The following is a 15,696-nucleotide window of genomic DNA, read 5'->3' as shown; positions in this document are numbered from 1 at the left end:
CGTAGTTCAGAACAGGCGGTGGAACCCATGCTTTAGATGCGGCTACTATTGGGAATCTTGTTAAAAAGGCCACTACCCATGCATAGGCATTCTCGTTCGTTTTATTTTAAATACTCTGTCTTAGTGCAACTCTTGTTGCTTATCGTTGGCTACATCGTTTGGCCGTCCACGGTGTTAGCCAGCGATTATTCACAACGCTTAGCCAGTGTGGCCAGCAACAGTAAATTGACCGAGCAAGATAAGCTCTACCAATTGTTTGATCTCATTTGGCAGCAATCACTGGCCGACTACCCAGAGTTGGGCACCTACTACGGCTACCCAGCTGCCCATAACCGCTGGACGGATCTTACGCCCACCGCCATGGCCGAACGCACTCAACAAACACCACAAGAATTAAGCGCCTTGGCTAACATTGACACCAGCCAGCTAGACCCCAAGGCCAGTTTGGAATACCAGTTGGTGGTGAAGTCGTTGCAAGATACGCAACAGCAAAATGAATTTTATGGCCCGCTAGCGGCGGGTTGGCTGAGCCCAGCGCCCTGGCCATTAAGCCAAATGTCCGGAGCGCACATTGAAGTGCCTGATGTGATTGCCAGCATGCCAACCAGCAATTTAAAGGACTATGAAAATATTGTTGCCCGGCTAGAGGGTTTACCTTTGTTGATGGAGCAAGTGTTAGGCTTGCTGGCAGAAAGCAAAGACGCCGAGCTTATGCCGCCGAAAATTGTCGTCCAGCGGGTGATTGAGCAGGTTACTGGCGTGTTGGACCAGGGGGTGGATGACAGCAGCTTTTTAACATCGTTTGAGCGCTTTCCCGACACCATTAAAGACCGCCAGCAAAAGCAGTTAAAAAATGCCGCAATAAACGCTGTTAAAGACGGTGTGCTGCCTGCTTACCAAACACTGCGGGATTATCTAGAACAAACTTATTTACCGGCGGCAAGAGTTGCTGTGGGCGCATCGGAATTGCCCAATGGCGAGGCCTGGTACGCCTACGCCGCGCGCAGTTACACCACCACAGAACTGACGCCGAAAGAAATTCATAACATTGGCTTGCAGGAAGTAAAACGAATCCGGAAAGCTATGCAGAGCACCATGAAGTCTACCGGCTTCGAGGGCAGTTTAAGCGAATTTTTTACTTTTTTAAGAACCGACCCACAGTTCTTTTTTACAGAGCCTGAGCAATTACTGCAGCGCTATCGTGATATTGCCAAACAGGCAGACCCGCAATTGGTTAAGCTGTTTGGCACCTTGCCACGATTGCCCTACGGTGTTTCACCGATACCCAGCTACGCGGAGAAATCCGCCCCTACTGCCTATTATATGTCGGGTACCCTTGAGCAGGGCCGCGCCGGTGTGTTTTTCGCTAATACCTACGATTTAAAATCGCGGCCTAAGTGGGAGATGGTTGCGCTGACCTTACACGAGGCGGTACCGGGTCATCACCTGCAAATTGCTCTGGCTCAGGAGCAAGAGGCCGCCCACGATCTGGTTAAGAATCTGTTCTACACCGCGTTTATTGAGGGCTGGGGGCTTTACTCTGAAAGCCTGGGCGAAGACATGGCAATGTACGATGACCCCTACGATAAATTTGGCCAGTTGACCTACGAAATGTGGCGCGCGGTGCGTTTGGTGGTAGATACCGGCATGCACGCACTGGGCTGGAGCCGACAACAGGCCATCGACTATTTTATTGAAAACGCAGGTAAGTCTGAGCACGATATAACCGTGGAAGTCGACCGCTACATCGCAATGCCCGGCCAAGCATTGGCCTATAAAATCGGCGAGTTAAAGATAAAAGCCCTACGCCAACAGGCCTCTGAACAATTAGGGGAAGCCTTTAATCTACGCGATTTTCACGATGCGATTTTAGAAAAAGGAGCCTTGCCGCTGGATGTGTTGGAGCAAAGAACCGAGCAGTGGATACAGCACACCAAAGCTCAACCCTAAATACTACCGAAGCCCTTAAGGGTAAATAAGTTCGATAACGCGAAAGGGCAGGGACGCCTTTTCAGGATCAAAATTCCCGCCACCCTGGCCTCGATTTCTTTAACCGGCTCTCCTTATTAATCGCTAGCACTGCCCAGCGGGCTGCAACCGTTGGCCTACGGCCGTGTCGGTCAATTGAACGGTGAGTCTTAGGGCCGCCCCAAGCTATTGGTGACTGCCGTTTTTTGATATGGTTTATCCGCTTGTCGATCATTAGCAGCGGGTCGCCGGGTGCTGTTAGCTGGCCACAATAACAAGTCACCAGCAAACAGAGCAAAAATACCGCTTAAAAAGCAATAATAGCGAACTGCGCAAAAGAGAGTCCACGATGGCTGAAACAACGGTTTCCGATCCCACACACCTGTTGCTCACCGGTTTGGGTGCCGTGGTATTACTGGTGATTCTGATTATTCGCCTAAGGGTGCATGCCTTTGTCGCGCTTATTTTAGTGAGTGTGTTGACCGCCGCCGTGGCGGGCATAGCCAGTGAAGACATTGTGCCGGTAATGATGGGTGGCTTCGGCGGCACACTGGCATCGGTGGCGCTACTGGTAGGCTTAGGTTGCATGATCGGTAAGCTATTGGAAGTAACCGGAGGTGCCCAGGTATTGGCCGACGGCCTGATTAACCGCTTCGGCGAGCAGCGTGCGCCGTTTGCCATTGGTATTGCCTCATTGTTGTTTGGCTTTCCGATTTTCTTTGATGCCGGGCTGATTGTGATGTTTCCCATCCTGCTGAGCGTGGCTGCGCGGTTTGGCGGCTCCACCATCAAATATGCCTTTCCAGCAGCCGGTGCGTTTGCCGTGATGCACGCCTTTGTTCCGCCCCATCCAGGCCCGGTGGCAGCGGCAGATTTGCTGGGTGCCAATATTGGTTTACTATTGTTTGTCGGCTTGGTGATTGCCATTCCTACCTGGTATTTCGGCGCGTACCTGTTTGCCCTCTATGCCGGTAAAAAGTTCGTGCTACCGCTTCCTGAAATGTTTAAACACATCAATTCTAAAGCGGAGAATTCGCTGCAAGCCACAGCGCCCTCGTTTGCTACTGTGCTGCTGGTACTGCTTACCCCGGTACTACTGATTTTTATGGATACCGGCCTGAATACCCTGCAGGTATCCGGTGCAATTAACGGCGACCAAACCTGGGTGCACATTCTGCGCATGTTAGGCAAAACACCGATAGCGCTGCTGATTACTTTGTTACTGTGCTTGGTGTTGTTTACAAAGAGTTTGGGTAAGGAAAACGTTGAGAAGCTGTGCGGAGATTCATTGGCACCCATTTGTGGTGTCATTCTGGTAACCGGCGCAGGCGGTATGTTTGGTGGCGTTTTGCGAGGCAGCGGTATTGGTGAGGCGCTGGCGGGATTGCTAGGCAACACTGGCCTGCCGGTTATTGTGGCAGCGTTTGTGATTGCTACCTGTTTACGGGTGGCACAGGGGTCGGCTACGGTTGCGTTAACCACAACTGCCGCATTAATGGCGCCGATTGTTGCGGCCACACCTGGGCTTTCAGAAGCGGATTATTGCTTTATCGTAATCGCCATTGCCGGTGGCGCAACGGTACTCTCTCATTTTAACGATTCCGGCTTCTGGCTGGTGTCTCGCCTGCTGGATATGGATGAGAAAACCACTTTGAAAACCTGGACGGTAATGGAAACCCTGCTCGGCACTATTGCGTTTATCGTCGCAGCGTTATTAAGTGTTGTGTTTTGACGCACCCAAAGTGGCTTTAATATTTGCACCGGCGGCTTTAACGATCGCATTGCCGCCGGGAGTGTTGGAACAAAGAGACCCGAAGTTTGAAGTAAACAATAGTTCGCTCCGTGAAACGGCAGGGCGCCGTTTCAGGATCAAACCACGGTTATTTTTCTATTCCCAAGGTCGCTGGGCTTTCGCCTTCTGCGATGGCAGGCCATTGACGCAACATCAAAATAGTGCCTGCCTCTGTGGCTTTAATTTCCGCTACCGGCTCTCCATAATAATTGCTAACGGTGCCCAACAGGTCGCCGGGCTGCACCGGTTGGCCAATGGCGGCAACCGGCGTAAAAATGCCACTGGCCGGGCTGGCAATAGATTCCAGATGGCTATAAATGATTGCCTTGGTTTTGGGCTTACCTGCTAGCATACCCAGATGCTTGAGCGCATTGGTGCAAATCGCGATAATTTCCTCGACAAAAGCATCGTCACGCAGGCCAGAATGGCCCACCTCCACGGTCAGCGCAGGCTTGCCGCGTACCTGGGCGGTGTTGGGGTAGGAGATAGTGTTAGCCAAGTCCTTGGGGCGCTTATCGTACAGCACGATGTGCTGCATACCGGTGGCCTCGGCAAACGCTAAGGTTTTCTCATCCAGCGGCTCCTGATAAAGCACGGGAGAATACACATGGTGGTGTAAAGCCTGATACGCGCTGCCAGAGTGCAAGTCGATTAAATAATCGGTTTTAGGAATAACCTGGCGGGTTAAATAAAAAGCCAGTTGTTCGGTGGCAGTGCCGTCGGCCGCGCCTGGAAATTCGCGGTTAAGATTTTTGTCATCCTCTGGATGCAGCGCAATCCGGCGGGCGTGGAAACCAGGCAGGTTGGCCAAATGCACCAACACCAGAGTACCTTTTAATTCGGCGGCATCGATGCGGGTTCTCAAGCTTTGCAGCGCTAAAATAGAGGGGAACTCATCGCCGTGGACACCAGCGGTTAGGGTAAGCACAGGGCCGGGTTGGTTGCCATTGATTACCGTTACTGGTATTCCCATACCGGGCGCCGGCAGCATAAACGACTTTTGCTCCCCTGCCGGGACAACAACACCGTCTAACTCGAACGGCTGGCTGGCGAATACGGTTGTTGCCCAAGTGCATAACAAAACAATGGAAAAAATACGGGTGGCTTTCCAACTCATAATTTAAGAATCTCTGGCATTTAGGTGGGGGATAAGTCGGGTAGATGAACACCGGATCGATAATTAGCAGCTAAAAACTGGGATAATTAGCCGCAATGATATAACGTATCTTAAGTGGGGGGGTAGCCCTAGAGCGGGCTTTGTTTAGATGCTTTTTGTTTAGATGCTTAGAGTACAAGCTTTGGGATACTGGTAAATTGAGGTTAAAGGCTGGATCGTAAGGCCTGTCCTTCAAGGCGTGCTGTTCAGTGGGGTCACTTGGCCATCCATGGCCAGAGCGAGGCTAAGCAGATCTTTAACCGTAATGACAAATATAGTGGAAGGCTTCTGCAACCTTAATATCAAAGCTGCTATTGGCGGTGATGTTAAAGCTTTGGCCAGCACTGCAGGTTTGCCAATGGTCGCTGCCCGCGAGCTTATATTCACAAGCCCCCGCAACGCACTCCATAATTTCTGCAGCCGCGGTGTTAAACGTGAGCTCAGAAGGTAAGACAACACCCACGGATTTTTCGGTACCGTCCGCTAGGGTAAAGCCGTGGCTAACGCATTTGCCATCGAAATACACATTGGCTTGGGTGGTAAGGTCTACGTTGGGAATCTGTTTAGTGGTCATAATGTATCCGCCTATGGTAACAAAATCTGCCGGCTAAGGACCGGGCTTGCTGGCGCGAATGCTACGGGAAAGAGCAAGGCCTTGCCAAGGTTTAGCGCTATTCTCTGTGTGTATGCTCTCTATGTATATGCGTGATCTGCGAAGGAGTTGATGCCACCGGGGGCAAAAGCCGCAGTGTGCCCACTATGAATCCTTAATGTGATTGTGGTTTAATTGCCGTGCGTGAAGCAGAACCAGGGCTATGCCCACTCAAATAATAGTAATAAATAACACAACAATAGGCGCAATAATGGCTGAATCTAAGAAAATCTTTGTCGTTGTCGACCCATCCCACAGTAAACACATTGCTTTGGAGAGAGCGATTAAAACAGCGCAACTGGCAGAACAACCGCCGGTGGTGAAAGTGTTTGTGGCGGTGGATGCCGATGCCGTAGACACTCGAGCGGTGAATAATAATTTATTTCGCGATCAAAGTTGGTTTAGTGCGGAAATTCGCACCCCGCTGGAAAACGCCGGCGTGGAATACTCATTGGAAGTGTGTTGGTCCAGTGAGTGGCAAGAAAGCATCGCCCGTGCTGCCAAACCTTTTCATCCCGATTTAATTTATTTACCCGTGCACGAGCGCGGTTCTTCTACCCGTTTATTCTTTACCGAATCAAAATGGAAATTGTTAAAAAATGCCGAGTGCCCGGTGGCTCTCATTCAGCCTGGAGCAAAAGAAAAACGAGAAATTATTCTCGCGGCGGTTAACTTTCAGGCCACTAAAGACGAACAGATAAAATTAAATCAATCCATTATCGGTGCTGGCGAGCGTTTGGCGGGTTATTACGGCGCTGAATTGCATATTGTTAACGCCTATTTAGACTCAATGCATTACCCGGATCGCGGTCGGTTGGCGAAAGAATCCGGTGTGCCGCCAGAGCGTATTCACGTAGAGGAAGGCTACACCAACGAAGCCGTTGCAGCGTTGGCTAAGCGCCTGGGTGCAGATTTGGTGATCATTGGTACCTTAAACCAAAAAGGCCTTACTGCAACGCGGCGTGGTAACACAGCAGAGCGTGTAATATCTGCGCTGGACCAAGATGTGGTAGTAGTGAACTACTAATTTCTTATAAGCTAACAGATGACTTTCGGTTCTAGCTTGGCAAAAGAAAGCGAGTATCCGCTGTTTTCTAGCAACGCGAAACAGCGGCATGTCGCTGCTAGGTTATGGCCCCTCTTGTAGAGATATAAGCTGTAAGTGAGAAGACTGTTAGCAAGGCAGCTGATAGATAGAAATTGGATAGATAGGAAGTAGTTAGCAAGAAAACGCTGATTATCGATGAATCACTTAGCAAGCCTTGGTGGAGACGCCAGGGCTTTTTATTTGCACGCTGTAAAGCTACGGCGATGCTGTTTCAACCTTAAATCTAACCAGGTGGTTTTGATTACCCGATCAATGATGCCAACACATACGATGTGTGGTCCTACAGTCAATAGAGAGCTGCTGTATACTGCCTTGATTCGCCAGATGTCGAGGTATTTCAATGAACTTTAAACTTCTTTAACATCTCGTGGGCAGATTTTTCCGGCCAAAAGGCCTACAGTGCTATTTCATTAGTGTGTGGTAATCCGCGCGCCAGCAACGTGGCTTGATGTAAGTCGGTCAGTAACACAGCGGTAAGTCATTCGTACAGAGATATGGTTGTAACAGTATTAAACGAGCCTAAACAAGGTGGTATTAAGCAGCGCTTAAAAGGGTTGTTTGGCGGCGCTGATGATGAGCAAATGTCCTCGTCCTACAACGACCTAGCGTCGGATATCAGCGAAACCAGCGAGCAGCCACAAACCTGTCGTAAGTGCGGTATCAGGCGGGCCATAAAATCCCGGGCTAATAGCGGTGATCGGTTAATTGTGCGTTTGCTGCCCTGGCGGCCCTATAGGTGCTTGAATTGCTATCACCGTTATTGGTGGTTTGAGTCATTTTTTTCAGACCGTACCCGAGTACGAACTTGGGTGTTGTTGCTGTGCGCGTTAATGCTTTATTTGGTTCTTAAGGTAGTGCTTGCTTTATTAGCGTCTCCCACTACCGATCCCGCTACTTTTGCCAAGGCCCCGGCGGCATCGGTCACCATGGTCGCCACGCCGTCTGAATCTACCATTGGCGGCAAGATAGTGAGAACTCCAGCAACGCAGCCCGCCAGTGACCAAGCCGCCATCGCGGCGGTGGCAGCAACGGGTGAAAGCGACGCTACCGAGGAGCAAACCCAAAACACGGATACCAATTCCAGCCCGGCAGCCAATGCTGAGCAAGTTGAATCCTCCAGGGCAGGCAGCGCCACTTCACCGCTGGACGATGCTGAAGCAGAAGCAGAAGAGCTACGCTTTAGCAAAAGCCGTGTGGCTGAAACCCTAGAAAAATGGCGTATGGCTTGGGAGTCTGGTGATGCCGAGTATTACCTTACTTTCTATGCACCATTTTTCAATCCGGATATCGGCACCAGTCGAGAGACTTGGCGCAAGCAGCGCTTGGAGCGTGTAACACCGCAAAAGCAAATTCGCCTACAGCTGGAGGATGTCAACCTAGAAGTGGCGCGCAATAACGATGTTGGATTTGCAACCTTCACTCAACATTATTCTTCCCGAAACTTCCAAGAGCAGATGCGCAAGCAGTTACGGTTTGTGAAAGTGGGTTCTAAATGGTTGATTGTTTCCGAGCGGGCGGCACCCAAGGAGTAGCCTTTTTGCTGGCTATTTTAAAGCGCCGCCACCTTTAAGTACTGTTACGGCACGGCAACAGTAGCGCGCAGTGATTGTTGGCCCCTCAGCATCACTGCCATGGCACAAGTAACTAACAGCAATGAAATTGAGCCTGCAACAACCCCTCGCCATTGCTGCCACTGCCAAAAGATATTTAAATAACTCCCGCCAACACTCGCGCCCACGTAATAAAACACCAAATACAACGAGCTGGCCGTGGCCTTTCCATGGGTGGCGTTGCGGCTGACCCAGCTACTGGCACTGCTGTGGGCCAAAAAGAATCCAAAGCTGTTAATCAATAACCCCAAAATAATAAACGGTAAGGGTGACAATAGGGTAACCAAGGTACCGACAATAACCAGTGCCGACCCCAACAGCATGCAGTTCGCCTGACCGAACCCATTGCCCAACTTCCCGGATAACGCCGAAGCCGCTGTGCCCGTTAAGTACACTAAAAATAACATGCCTAAAAACTTAGCACTGAGGTGGTAGGGCGCAGACTCCAAAACGAAGGTTAAAAAACTGAACTGGTTAACGAACACTAAAAAGTTTAAACCGCCCAGGATATAGGCAGGCAGAAGAAGTCGATTGCTGAGGTGGGTTTTAAGGTCGGCCAAAATACGGTGTGGCTGTAGGCTTTGGGGCCGAAAGTGCAGAGACTTTGGCAGCGCCACCAATAAAATGCACCAAACTAAAACACCCAACAGCCCCATGGCGAAAAACGCCTGTTGCCAGCCCAAATACTCACCGATGAAACCTGCCATTAATCTTCCGCCAATACCCCCCAAGGTGTTAGCGGCGATATAAATACCCACGCTGTGCATCAATGCCTCGGGAGTGAATTCATCGGCCATGTAGGCCACGGCGATGGCGGGCAAGCCGGCGATGAAGAAACCCTGCACCGCGCGTAGGGCCAGTAGCTGGGGATAAGTACTCACCTGGGACAGGGCTAGGGTGGTTACAAACAGCCCCGCGATGCTGGCCACAATTAAGCCGCGGCGACCCAGGGCGTCGGACAGCGGCCCGTAGATCAGCAGCGAAAGGCCCAGGGCGAAGGTGCTGATGGTAAGGCTAAAGCTGGCGGCAAGTTCACTCACTGCAAACTGCTTGGCGAGTATAGGCATCAGCGGCTGGGTGGTGTACAAGCAGGAGAATACCAAAAAAGAGCCCAGGCACAGCGCCAGAGTGATGCGCCAATAGGCGCCGGTTCCGTAGGGGATCATGGGATACAGCCAAGTTGAAAGAGAATTGGACTATATCGCCGGCTGAGTCATAATAAAAATATATCTATCTTATTTAAAGCATAACGTTTTGTTATCGATTGCGGTGGCGCTAATGTACTTTAAAGGCTTGCATTACTTCTACGAAGTCGCCAAAAGAGGTAGCTTCACCCTGGCGGCGGAGCAGCTTCACATCGCCCAGCCAGCGGTGAGCATGGCGGTGAAAAAACTGGAACAGTCGCTGGAGCTAACCTTGTTTCATCGGGTTGAGCGGCAAATCAGCCTCACTGACGAGGGGCAGCGGTTGTATCGTCAGGCTGAGCGTATTTTGCAGGCGGTGGCCGATGCAGAGTTAGAAATGCGCGAGTTACGCGGCCTGGAGCGCGGCTCGGTGCAATTGGGCACGCCCAGTATGTTAGGGAGCTATCACTTTCCGTCAATCATTATGGCCTTCCGCCGGCGCTACCCGAACCTAACCTTTACCGTGCACGAGGGCGGAGCCTGGCAACTGCAAACCATGTTGGAGCGCGGCGAGCTGGATTTGGCGGTGATAGAAGCGGAAGCCGTACCGGATACCATACAGGCCGTACCCTTATTAAGAGAAGAGATGCGAGTGGTGGTGAATGCCGCCCACCCTTTTGCCGGCCAGGGCTCGGTTACGCCCCAGGCGTTTCTCGGCGAAGATCTGGTGCTGTTCCGAGAGGGCTACTTCCACCGCAAAGTCATCAATCAAATGGCCGAGCAATATGGTATTGCGCCCAAAATTAATTTCGAAACCAACCTGTTGCCATTGATTCGATCCATTGTAAAACAGGGCTCCGGCATATCCACACTACTGACCATGGCCACGGAGGACGACCCGGATTTGATCACCCTGTCTTTTAATCCTCCTGTGATGTTGGATTTATGCTTGGCTTGGCGCAAGGACGGCTATTTATCCAAAGCCAATAGGGCCTTTGTGGATTTCGTTTTGGAGTCCTCCAGACTCTAAGCGTCATTAGTGTGTCATCTGGGTTAGGTAATTTTTCAGGACTAAAGTGCATCATTGTCGTCGTCTGATTTTCAACAAATAGATGACCAGCAGTTAGAGCCCGTTAGTAGCACCAATATGACAACCCACTTCAGATAAAGAATATGAAATACAAAATAACGCGCCTGATCCTTCTGAATATTGCCATCGGTCACCCGTGCTTGGCGTTTGCCGAAGGCCAACTGGAAGTCAAACCCCAAGCCACACTGCAAATGCAGCTTGTAGCTGAAGCAGAGCAACTGACTGACCAGCAGAAAACTAAGGCAGCTGCTCAGTTTTTAGGTTTGTATTTCAACGAGCTGGATTGTGAAAATGTCGGCTTTATACAAACAGGAGAGGCAGACGATCACTTTGCGCCGATCTTTTTAGCCAGCGATACAGACAGTTCCCGCAGTTTATCCCGCCAAGAGATTGTGAATAATCCCTTTGCCAAAGATAAGGCGCTATTGGACATCACGTTTTCAGAGATGGATGCCAACGGCGATGGCAAAGCGTCTCCGGATGAATTGCGCGATTATTTAAATGCGGGGTTAAAACGTATCGATAGCGACAACAACGGCGATGTCTACCCAAATGAAGTAGCGGCGGCTCGCACCACGGGCAAAAGGCTAAGTACGGAAGCAGCAAATGCCAAAACTAAGGCGAAACAGAGCCGCCTGCCCCCCTGGGAGCGACATGCGAAAGCCAGTCATGCTAAGCAAAACCACGGCGACGAACACCAACCACATGAGCACTAAGTCTCACAGCACTGACTTTAAGACAAGCGACTGGACCACTTTTCTGTGCTGTATTTATAGCTTGGTTACCATAAAAAAGGGCCCCGCAGGGCCCATGCCTAAATATTTATCGTTATCAGTCTTTAGGACGATTCCAAGTCCACTTACGCTCTTCTTCAATTTCAATGAAGATTGGGTTAGTGGTAAATGAAAGGTTAGCCCAAGCTTCCACGTCTTTGTTTAAAACACCCTCAATGTGCGCAGGACAAGCAGGGTCGTCACAGGCGATATTGTTGTTGAGGAAGTCTGGCAGTGGATTACCGTCCATATCGCGAACATTCGGCGTACCGGCTGGGATATTCGTACCGCGAGCGCGAACGTAGCTGTCTTGTGTTGCACGGAATACGTAGGTAGACGAGATACGCACTTCATCGCCGGTGTAGGTAAAGTTTTTGGCGATTTTGGTCGTCGCTGGAGCCAGCGGGTTAAAGTAGCCTTCGTCGGCGGGAGTGAACTTTTCGCCCACTATGCCGGTGATGAAGTCAACGTGGCGCAGGCTTGGTTTGTTCAACGGCTCTTCGATGCCTACTTGCAGCAGAGATGGGTTGTTGAACTTGTATGGGCTGTTGTTGGGGCTTTTCGGATCGATGGCGCGCAGCTCAACAAAGACCTGTTCGCCTTCTTTCACTTTTAAGGTTTCACCCATGGAGGCGCACTTACGTTTGCGAGTACAAGCGTAAAAAGCGAAGCCGTGGCCGCTGACTAATTGCCCTTGAACAGAATAAGAGTTACCGCTGCGAAGGCTGTCGATGATGTCCACTGCTGGGTCGTCACCGTAGTCCTCTACGTAGGTGAAAATCTCTTGGTATTCACCGGGCCAGAAATCGTTATCGGTTTCGAAATCCAGTGGGCCAAAAGAACCGCGTGAATGCCAATCGGAAGAAGCGAAATACCAGAAGCGACGACCTTCAGACAGCATAGCGTCCCACATGGTACGAACACCGGGGCGACAAAGGGTGATTTTTTCAATGTCACCACTGTACATTTCCAACGGCTCCGCTGGGAAGTAGCTGTTGTAGTATTTGTCGTAATCCGCCTGGGTAATGGGTTCGCCGTCAAAGTTTAGTCCGGGCTTAGCTGCCTCTGCACCGGCGTAACACCCCACGCCACCGTAGGTATACAAACCGGAGGTTGGCCGGCCGGCGTTATAGCTACCGCGGTCTGATACCGCTTGGTGGCCAGGCTCGGACTCAAAACCGAAGGCAACTTCTGGGGCGACGGAATGCCAATCACGGAAGTGCTCAACGTTATAACCTTCATCATCGGCTTCGATAAACGCCCCCTGACGCTCAACGTGGGCGCCTACAGAAAAGCTCTCACCGGGATAGTTTTCTTGCATCCACAATACAGCGGCAGTGGATTTCACATGCTCACCAACGTCGTCAATGTTAATGCCGTCAACCAGGGTGCTGTTGTAGTCGGCGACGCCTTCCTCTGGACGACCGGCGAACAGTTCCTTAATTTTTTCATTACCCGCTTCGGATAATTCGCAGGTCCAACCCTGGCCACCACCCTGGGAGGTATCGTCAGAGTTGCGAGCGAAGCAGTATTCGAACTGAGCAACGGCGTCAGAGTTTGGCTCTTCGGCATAGGCACCCGTGGAAATTGAGTTGGAGGAGTGCTCGTGGCCAGGTACAACCCATTCCAAGCCTAGGAACGCCTCTTTGTCTTCGTTACCGGGGAGGTCGCGGGCGGTAACGATGGAAGGCAGGTTGAATTCCTGTAGCGACTGCCAGCGCCACATACGCTCTACGGTGTTGCCGTCGCGCAGGGTCGATTCGGCGTAGTCGCCTTTAATCTCAAAGGAGTCGCCGCCGTTGGGGCCGGCACCGACGGTATTCGCCCAAAGGCCACGGTTGTAGGCTCCGTCGCGGTTTAGATACAAAAAGTCGGATACACGGCAGTCTCGCTCGCCGGAACCAGAGTGACCTACGTGGATAAACCAATCTAGGTAGGTTAATGATTTTTCAGTCAGTACTTCAACGTTGGTAGAACCGTCGGAGCAGGTAGTGTGGTTGTGAAAATCGCCGGATAAATATTCTCCGGCCATGGCCGAACCCGCGGAGCCAGCCAAGGCGGCTGTCAATGCGGCGGACATAACGTTAGGTTTCATCTTTTTCTCCTTGAATTTTAATGCTGTCAGCAGCTAGTCGTACCTCAACCAAACAGACAAAACCTAACCACGCAAAAGAAAGTGCGGAGTGGGCGGTAGATATTTGTGTTCGGACGAAGGAATTGACCTTTCGGAAGGCGAAAGTGAAAGGTCACTGCAATTCAAGCAGGGCAATATGACAGCTTGATTGATAAGAGGTTACAAATGTCAGTTTTCTGCGCGGCTTAACGCTCTTTAGCCCAATAAGGGCTCTGGTTGTCATAAGCGCTTAATAAAAGCGTAATAAATCCGTTTTAATTTTGAATTAATTTCCTACCACCTTTGTTGCATAGAGTTTAAGTCATGCCTGCTAAGAAATACTGGGTGTCCGTTCTGCGCGAGCCGTTGCTACAGTTTCTATTAATTGGCTTGGTTTTATTTGCACTGGATCATTTCTTTTCCAACAGTCGCAGTGATCCGAAGCAAATTTATATCGATGCTGACCGTGTGGCTTGGCTGGTGGGTGTTTTTCAAGAAGGGCAAGGCCGATTGCCCGAACCGGAGGAAATTGAAAACCTGATTATCAAGTGGGGCCAAAACGAGGTCTTCTATCGCGAGGCCCAAGCGTTGGGATTAGACCAAGGCGATGAAATGATGCGTAGTCGTTTGATTTTAAAGATGCGCAATATTTTGTTTAACCGCATTGTGCAAGATCCCCCCTCCGATGAGGTGCTGAAGCAGTGGTTTGAGCTTAATCGTGAAAAATACGACATTCCCGAGCGATATTCTTTTGAGCAATTTCCGATAACAGAGCTCAGTGAAATTGCAGCGCAGTCGTTGGCTGTAGAGATTGGCACTAATGGAAGCCCGCCAGAGTATCAAGCTCAGACCCGGCGCTACCAGCGTCGTCCCATTGCCAATGTAAAAGCGCTTTTCGGCGAAAATAATGCCCAGCAACTGGTTGACTCACCGGTAGGCCAATGGCGTGCCGTCACCTCCAATAAAGGCTGGCACCTTGCTCGGATCACAAAAAGACACGCGCCAATTCCCGCGCAGTTCGACGAGGTAAAAACCAAAGTCAGTAAAGCGTTTATGGAAATTTCAGCCGACATTCAACTCGTCGAAATGGCTGGAGAGATCGCCGATAAATACCAGTTGCATCGCGAATTTGAGCGCGACCAATTGCCACAAATAATAGCTTCGGTGGAATCTTCCACTGGTGGTGCCACTCGGGCAGATAGCCGCACCATGAAGGCCCGGGCCGGCGCATCCAAAGACAACCAAGTTAACTAAAACGATGAAAGTTCAATTGCTAAGGGCATTGATGTCCATGCTGTTGCTAATACTGGCGGTGGGATCCTCCAGTGTTATGGCGCATTCCACACCGGTAGCATCCTTGGATATTCGCGAGGGACGCAGCGGTGTGTTGATGCTGGAGTGGACCTACTACTCCACAAACTCCGACCAACCACCCACGGTGCAGTGGCCGGCCCACTGCCAGGAGCGCTATCCGCGTTTAGATTGCGGCCAGCGCGGTTTACTGGGCGTATTGTCTATGCCGCAAATCGGCGAGCAATACTCTGCGGCGGTGGTTAAAGTGCACCCCCGTGAGGGCCGAATGCGAACCTATACCTTAACCGGCTCTAATCGCAGTTTAATGCTCACCGCCGATGGCAAACTGCCCTGGAGAACCATCGCCTCTGCCTATATTCCGCTTGGGGTCGAGCACATTATGCTGGGTGTCGATCACCTGTTATTCGTGTTGGGGCTAATAGTGTTGGTGAGCAGCACTCCTGTGTTGGTAAAAACCATCACTGCCTTCACGGTGGCTCACAGTATTACCTTAGCCGCGGCCACATTGGGTTGGGTGGGTGTGCCTGAAAAACCCGTTAACGCTGCCATCGCACTGAGTATCGTTATTTTGGCGGTGGAAGTGCTGCGCTATCGTGCCGGTCAGCGCAGTTTAAGCGCACAGTGGCCCTGGTTGATTGCTTTCGGTTTTGGCTTATTACACGGTTTTGGGTTTGCTGGAGCCATGACAGAGGTGGGGCTGGATGCACAGAATCTACCGCTGGCGCTGCTGTTTTTTAACCTTGGCGTAGAGCTGGGGCAATTAGCGTTCGTGTTTGTGGTGCTCGGGCTTTACCACGCGCACCGTAAATTAGAGGCGATCCCCCCGGCATGGACTTCCACCGCAGGCATTTACGCCATGGGAGGAATAGCCAGTTATTGGTTTATAGGCCGTGTGTTGGCGCTTGTGGTGTAGCGCAATGTTCACCGGCCGCCAGTGCAGCGATAACTATGCCGCGGGCTTGGCCAATAAATTAAATATTGGGAGTACAGTTTTGA

At 51.0% G+C, this 15,696-nt stretch carries 12 protein-coding genes; 8 read left to right on the top strand and 4 right to left on the bottom strand.

Annotated features, from left to right (window positions below):
* Nucleotides 1-78: 78 nt before the first annotated feature.
* On the top strand, nucleotides 79-1,950 hold the full coding sequence (locus ACGHM3_RS19845; protein ID WP_345423631.1) for a DUF885 domain-containing protein: 1,872 nt from the start codon (nucleotides 79-81) through the stop codon (nucleotides 1,948-1,950).
* 367 nt (nucleotides 1,951-2,317) lie between these two features.
* Nucleotides 2,318-3,700, top strand: coding sequence for a GntP family permease (locus ACGHM3_RS19840; protein WP_345423634.1), 1,383 nt, complete (start codon nucleotides 2,318-2,320; stop codon nucleotides 3,698-3,700).
* A gap of 148 nt (nucleotides 3,701-3,848) precedes the next feature.
* On the opposite strand, the gene ACGHM3_RS19835 is transcribed toward ACGHM3_RS19840, so the two are convergent.
* Both ACGHM3_RS19835 and ACGHM3_RS19830 read right to left on the bottom strand, forming a co-directional pair.
* The gene (locus tag ACGHM3_RS19835) at nucleotides 3,849-4,877 is read right to left on the bottom strand and encodes a M14 family metallopeptidase (protein WP_345423637.1); all 1,029 of its coding nucleotides are present in this window, start codon (nucleotides 4,875-4,877) and stop codon (nucleotides 3,849-3,851) included.
* 295 nt (nucleotides 4,878-5,172) lie between these two features.
* The gene (locus ACGHM3_RS19830) at nucleotides 5,173-5,490 is read right to left on the bottom strand and encodes a pyrimidine/purine nucleoside phosphorylase (protein ID WP_345423640.1); all 318 of its coding nucleotides are present in this window, start codon (nucleotides 5,488-5,490) and stop codon (nucleotides 5,173-5,175) included.
* A gap of 289 nt (nucleotides 5,491-5,779) precedes the next feature.
* On the opposite strand from ACGHM3_RS19830, the gene ACGHM3_RS19825 reads away from it, so the two are divergent.
* Complete coding sequence (locus ACGHM3_RS19825) at nucleotides 5,780-6,595, top strand: universal stress protein (protein WP_345423643.1); 816 nt, start codon at nucleotides 5,780-5,782, stop codon at nucleotides 6,593-6,595.
* 575 nt (nucleotides 6,596-7,170) lie between these two features.
* Nucleotides 7,171-8,208, top strand: a complete 1,038-nt coding sequence (locus ACGHM3_RS19820) for a hypothetical protein (protein WP_345423646.1) — start codon at nucleotides 7,171-7,173, stop codon at nucleotides 8,206-8,208.
* Between the two features lie 44 nt (nucleotides 8,209-8,252).
* Here ACGHM3_RS19820 and ACGHM3_RS19815 read toward each other — a convergent pair whose 3' ends face one another.
* A complete protein-coding gene (locus tag ACGHM3_RS19815; protein ID WP_345423649.1) occupies nucleotides 8,253-9,452 on the bottom strand; it encodes an MFS transporter in 1,200 nt (399 codons plus the stop codon).
* A 112-nt stretch (nucleotides 9,453-9,564) separates the two neighbouring features.
* Here ACGHM3_RS19815 and ACGHM3_RS19810 point away from each other — a divergent pair, with 112 nt between their 5' ends.
* Both ACGHM3_RS19810 and ACGHM3_RS19805 read left to right on the top strand, forming a co-directional pair.
* Nucleotides 9,565-10,440 (top strand): LysR family transcriptional regulator, encoded by an 876-nt coding sequence (locus ACGHM3_RS19810; protein WP_345423652.1) that lies wholly within the window; start codon nucleotides 9,565-9,567, stop codon nucleotides 10,438-10,440.
* Between the two features lie 143 nt (nucleotides 10,441-10,583).
* Nucleotides 10,584-11,216, top strand: a complete 633-nt coding sequence (locus ACGHM3_RS19805) for a hypothetical protein (protein WP_345423655.1) — start codon at nucleotides 10,584-10,586, stop codon at nucleotides 11,214-11,216.
* 115 nt (nucleotides 11,217-11,331) lie between these two features.
* On the opposite strand, the gene ACGHM3_RS19800 is transcribed toward ACGHM3_RS19805, so the two are convergent.
* Nucleotides 11,332-13,368 carry a hypothetical protein gene (locus tag ACGHM3_RS19800; RefSeq protein WP_345423657.1) on the bottom strand — a complete coding sequence of 679 codons (2,037 nt, stop codon included), beginning with the start codon at nucleotides 13,366-13,368 and terminating at the stop codon, nucleotides 11,332-11,334.
* A 342-nt stretch (nucleotides 13,369-13,710) separates the two neighbouring features.
* On the opposite strand from ACGHM3_RS19800, the gene ACGHM3_RS19795 reads away from it, so the two are divergent.
* Both ACGHM3_RS19795 and ACGHM3_RS19790 read left to right on the top strand, forming a co-directional pair.
* The gene (locus tag ACGHM3_RS19795; RefSeq protein ID WP_345423660.1) at nucleotides 13,711-14,640 is read left to right on the top strand and encodes a peptidylprolyl isomerase; all 930 of its coding nucleotides are present in this window, start codon (nucleotides 13,711-13,713) and stop codon (nucleotides 14,638-14,640) included.
* A 4-nt stretch (nucleotides 14,641-14,644) separates the two neighbouring features.
* The gene (locus ACGHM3_RS19790) at nucleotides 14,645-15,613 is read left to right on the top strand and encodes a HupE/UreJ family protein (RefSeq protein ID WP_345423663.1); all 969 of its coding nucleotides are present in this window, start codon (nucleotides 14,645-14,647) and stop codon (nucleotides 15,611-15,613) included.
* The last annotated feature ends 83 nt before the right edge of the window (nucleotides 15,614-15,696 follow it).

This window comes from Halioxenophilus aromaticivorans (genome assembly GCF_042850945.1).
In the GTDB taxonomy this organism is placed as follows: Bacteria; Pseudomonadota; Gammaproteobacteria; order Pseudomonadales; family Cellvibrionaceae; genus Halioxenophilus; species Halioxenophilus aromaticivorans.
This window is presented reverse-complemented; position numbering and strand designations above follow the sequence as displayed.

Excerpts from the sequence above, each read along its gene's own strand:
- ACGHM3_RS19800 (WP_345423657.1), bottom strand. The coding sequence starts at position 13,368 with ATGAAACCTAACGTTATGTCCGCCGCATTGACAGCCGCCTTGGCTGGC.
- ACGHM3_RS19810 (WP_345423652.1), top strand. The coding sequence starts at position 9,565 with ATGTACTTTAAAGGCTTGCATTACTTCTACGAAGTCGCCAAAAGAGGT.
- ACGHM3_RS19845 (WP_345423631.1), top strand. The coding sequence starts at position 79 with ATGCATAGGCATTCTCGTTCGTTTTATTTTAAATACTCTGTCTTAGTG.
- ACGHM3_RS19805 (WP_345423655.1), top strand. The coding sequence starts at position 10,584 with ATGAAATACAAAATAACGCGCCTGATCCTTCTGAATATTGCCATCGGT.
- ACGHM3_RS19825 (WP_345423643.1), top strand. The coding sequence starts at position 5,780 with ATGGCTGAATCTAAGAAAATCTTTGTCGTTGTCGACCCATCCCACAGT.
- ACGHM3_RS19790 (WP_345423663.1), top strand. The coding sequence starts at position 14,645 with ATGAAAGTTCAATTGCTAAGGGCATTGATGTCCATGCTGTTGCTAATA.
- ACGHM3_RS19815 (WP_345423649.1), bottom strand. The coding sequence starts at position 9,452 with ATGATCCCCTACGGAACCGGCGCCTATTGGCGCATCACTCTGGCGCTG.
- ACGHM3_RS19830 (WP_345423640.1), bottom strand. The coding sequence starts at position 5,490 with ATGACCACTAAACAGATTCCCAACGTAGACCTTACCACCCAAGCCAAT.
- ACGHM3_RS19795 (WP_345423660.1), top strand. The coding sequence starts at position 13,711 with ATGCCTGCTAAGAAATACTGGGTGTCCGTTCTGCGCGAGCCGTTGCTA.
- ACGHM3_RS19820 (WP_345423646.1), top strand. The coding sequence starts at position 7,171 with ATGGTTGTAACAGTATTAAACGAGCCTAAACAAGGTGGTATTAAGCAG.
- ACGHM3_RS19840 (WP_345423634.1), top strand. The coding sequence starts at position 2,318 with ATGGCTGAAACAACGGTTTCCGATCCCACACACCTGTTGCTCACCGGT.
- ACGHM3_RS19835 (WP_345423637.1), bottom strand. The coding sequence starts at position 4,877 with ATGAGTTGGAAAGCCACCCGTATTTTTTCCATTGTTTTGTTATGCACT.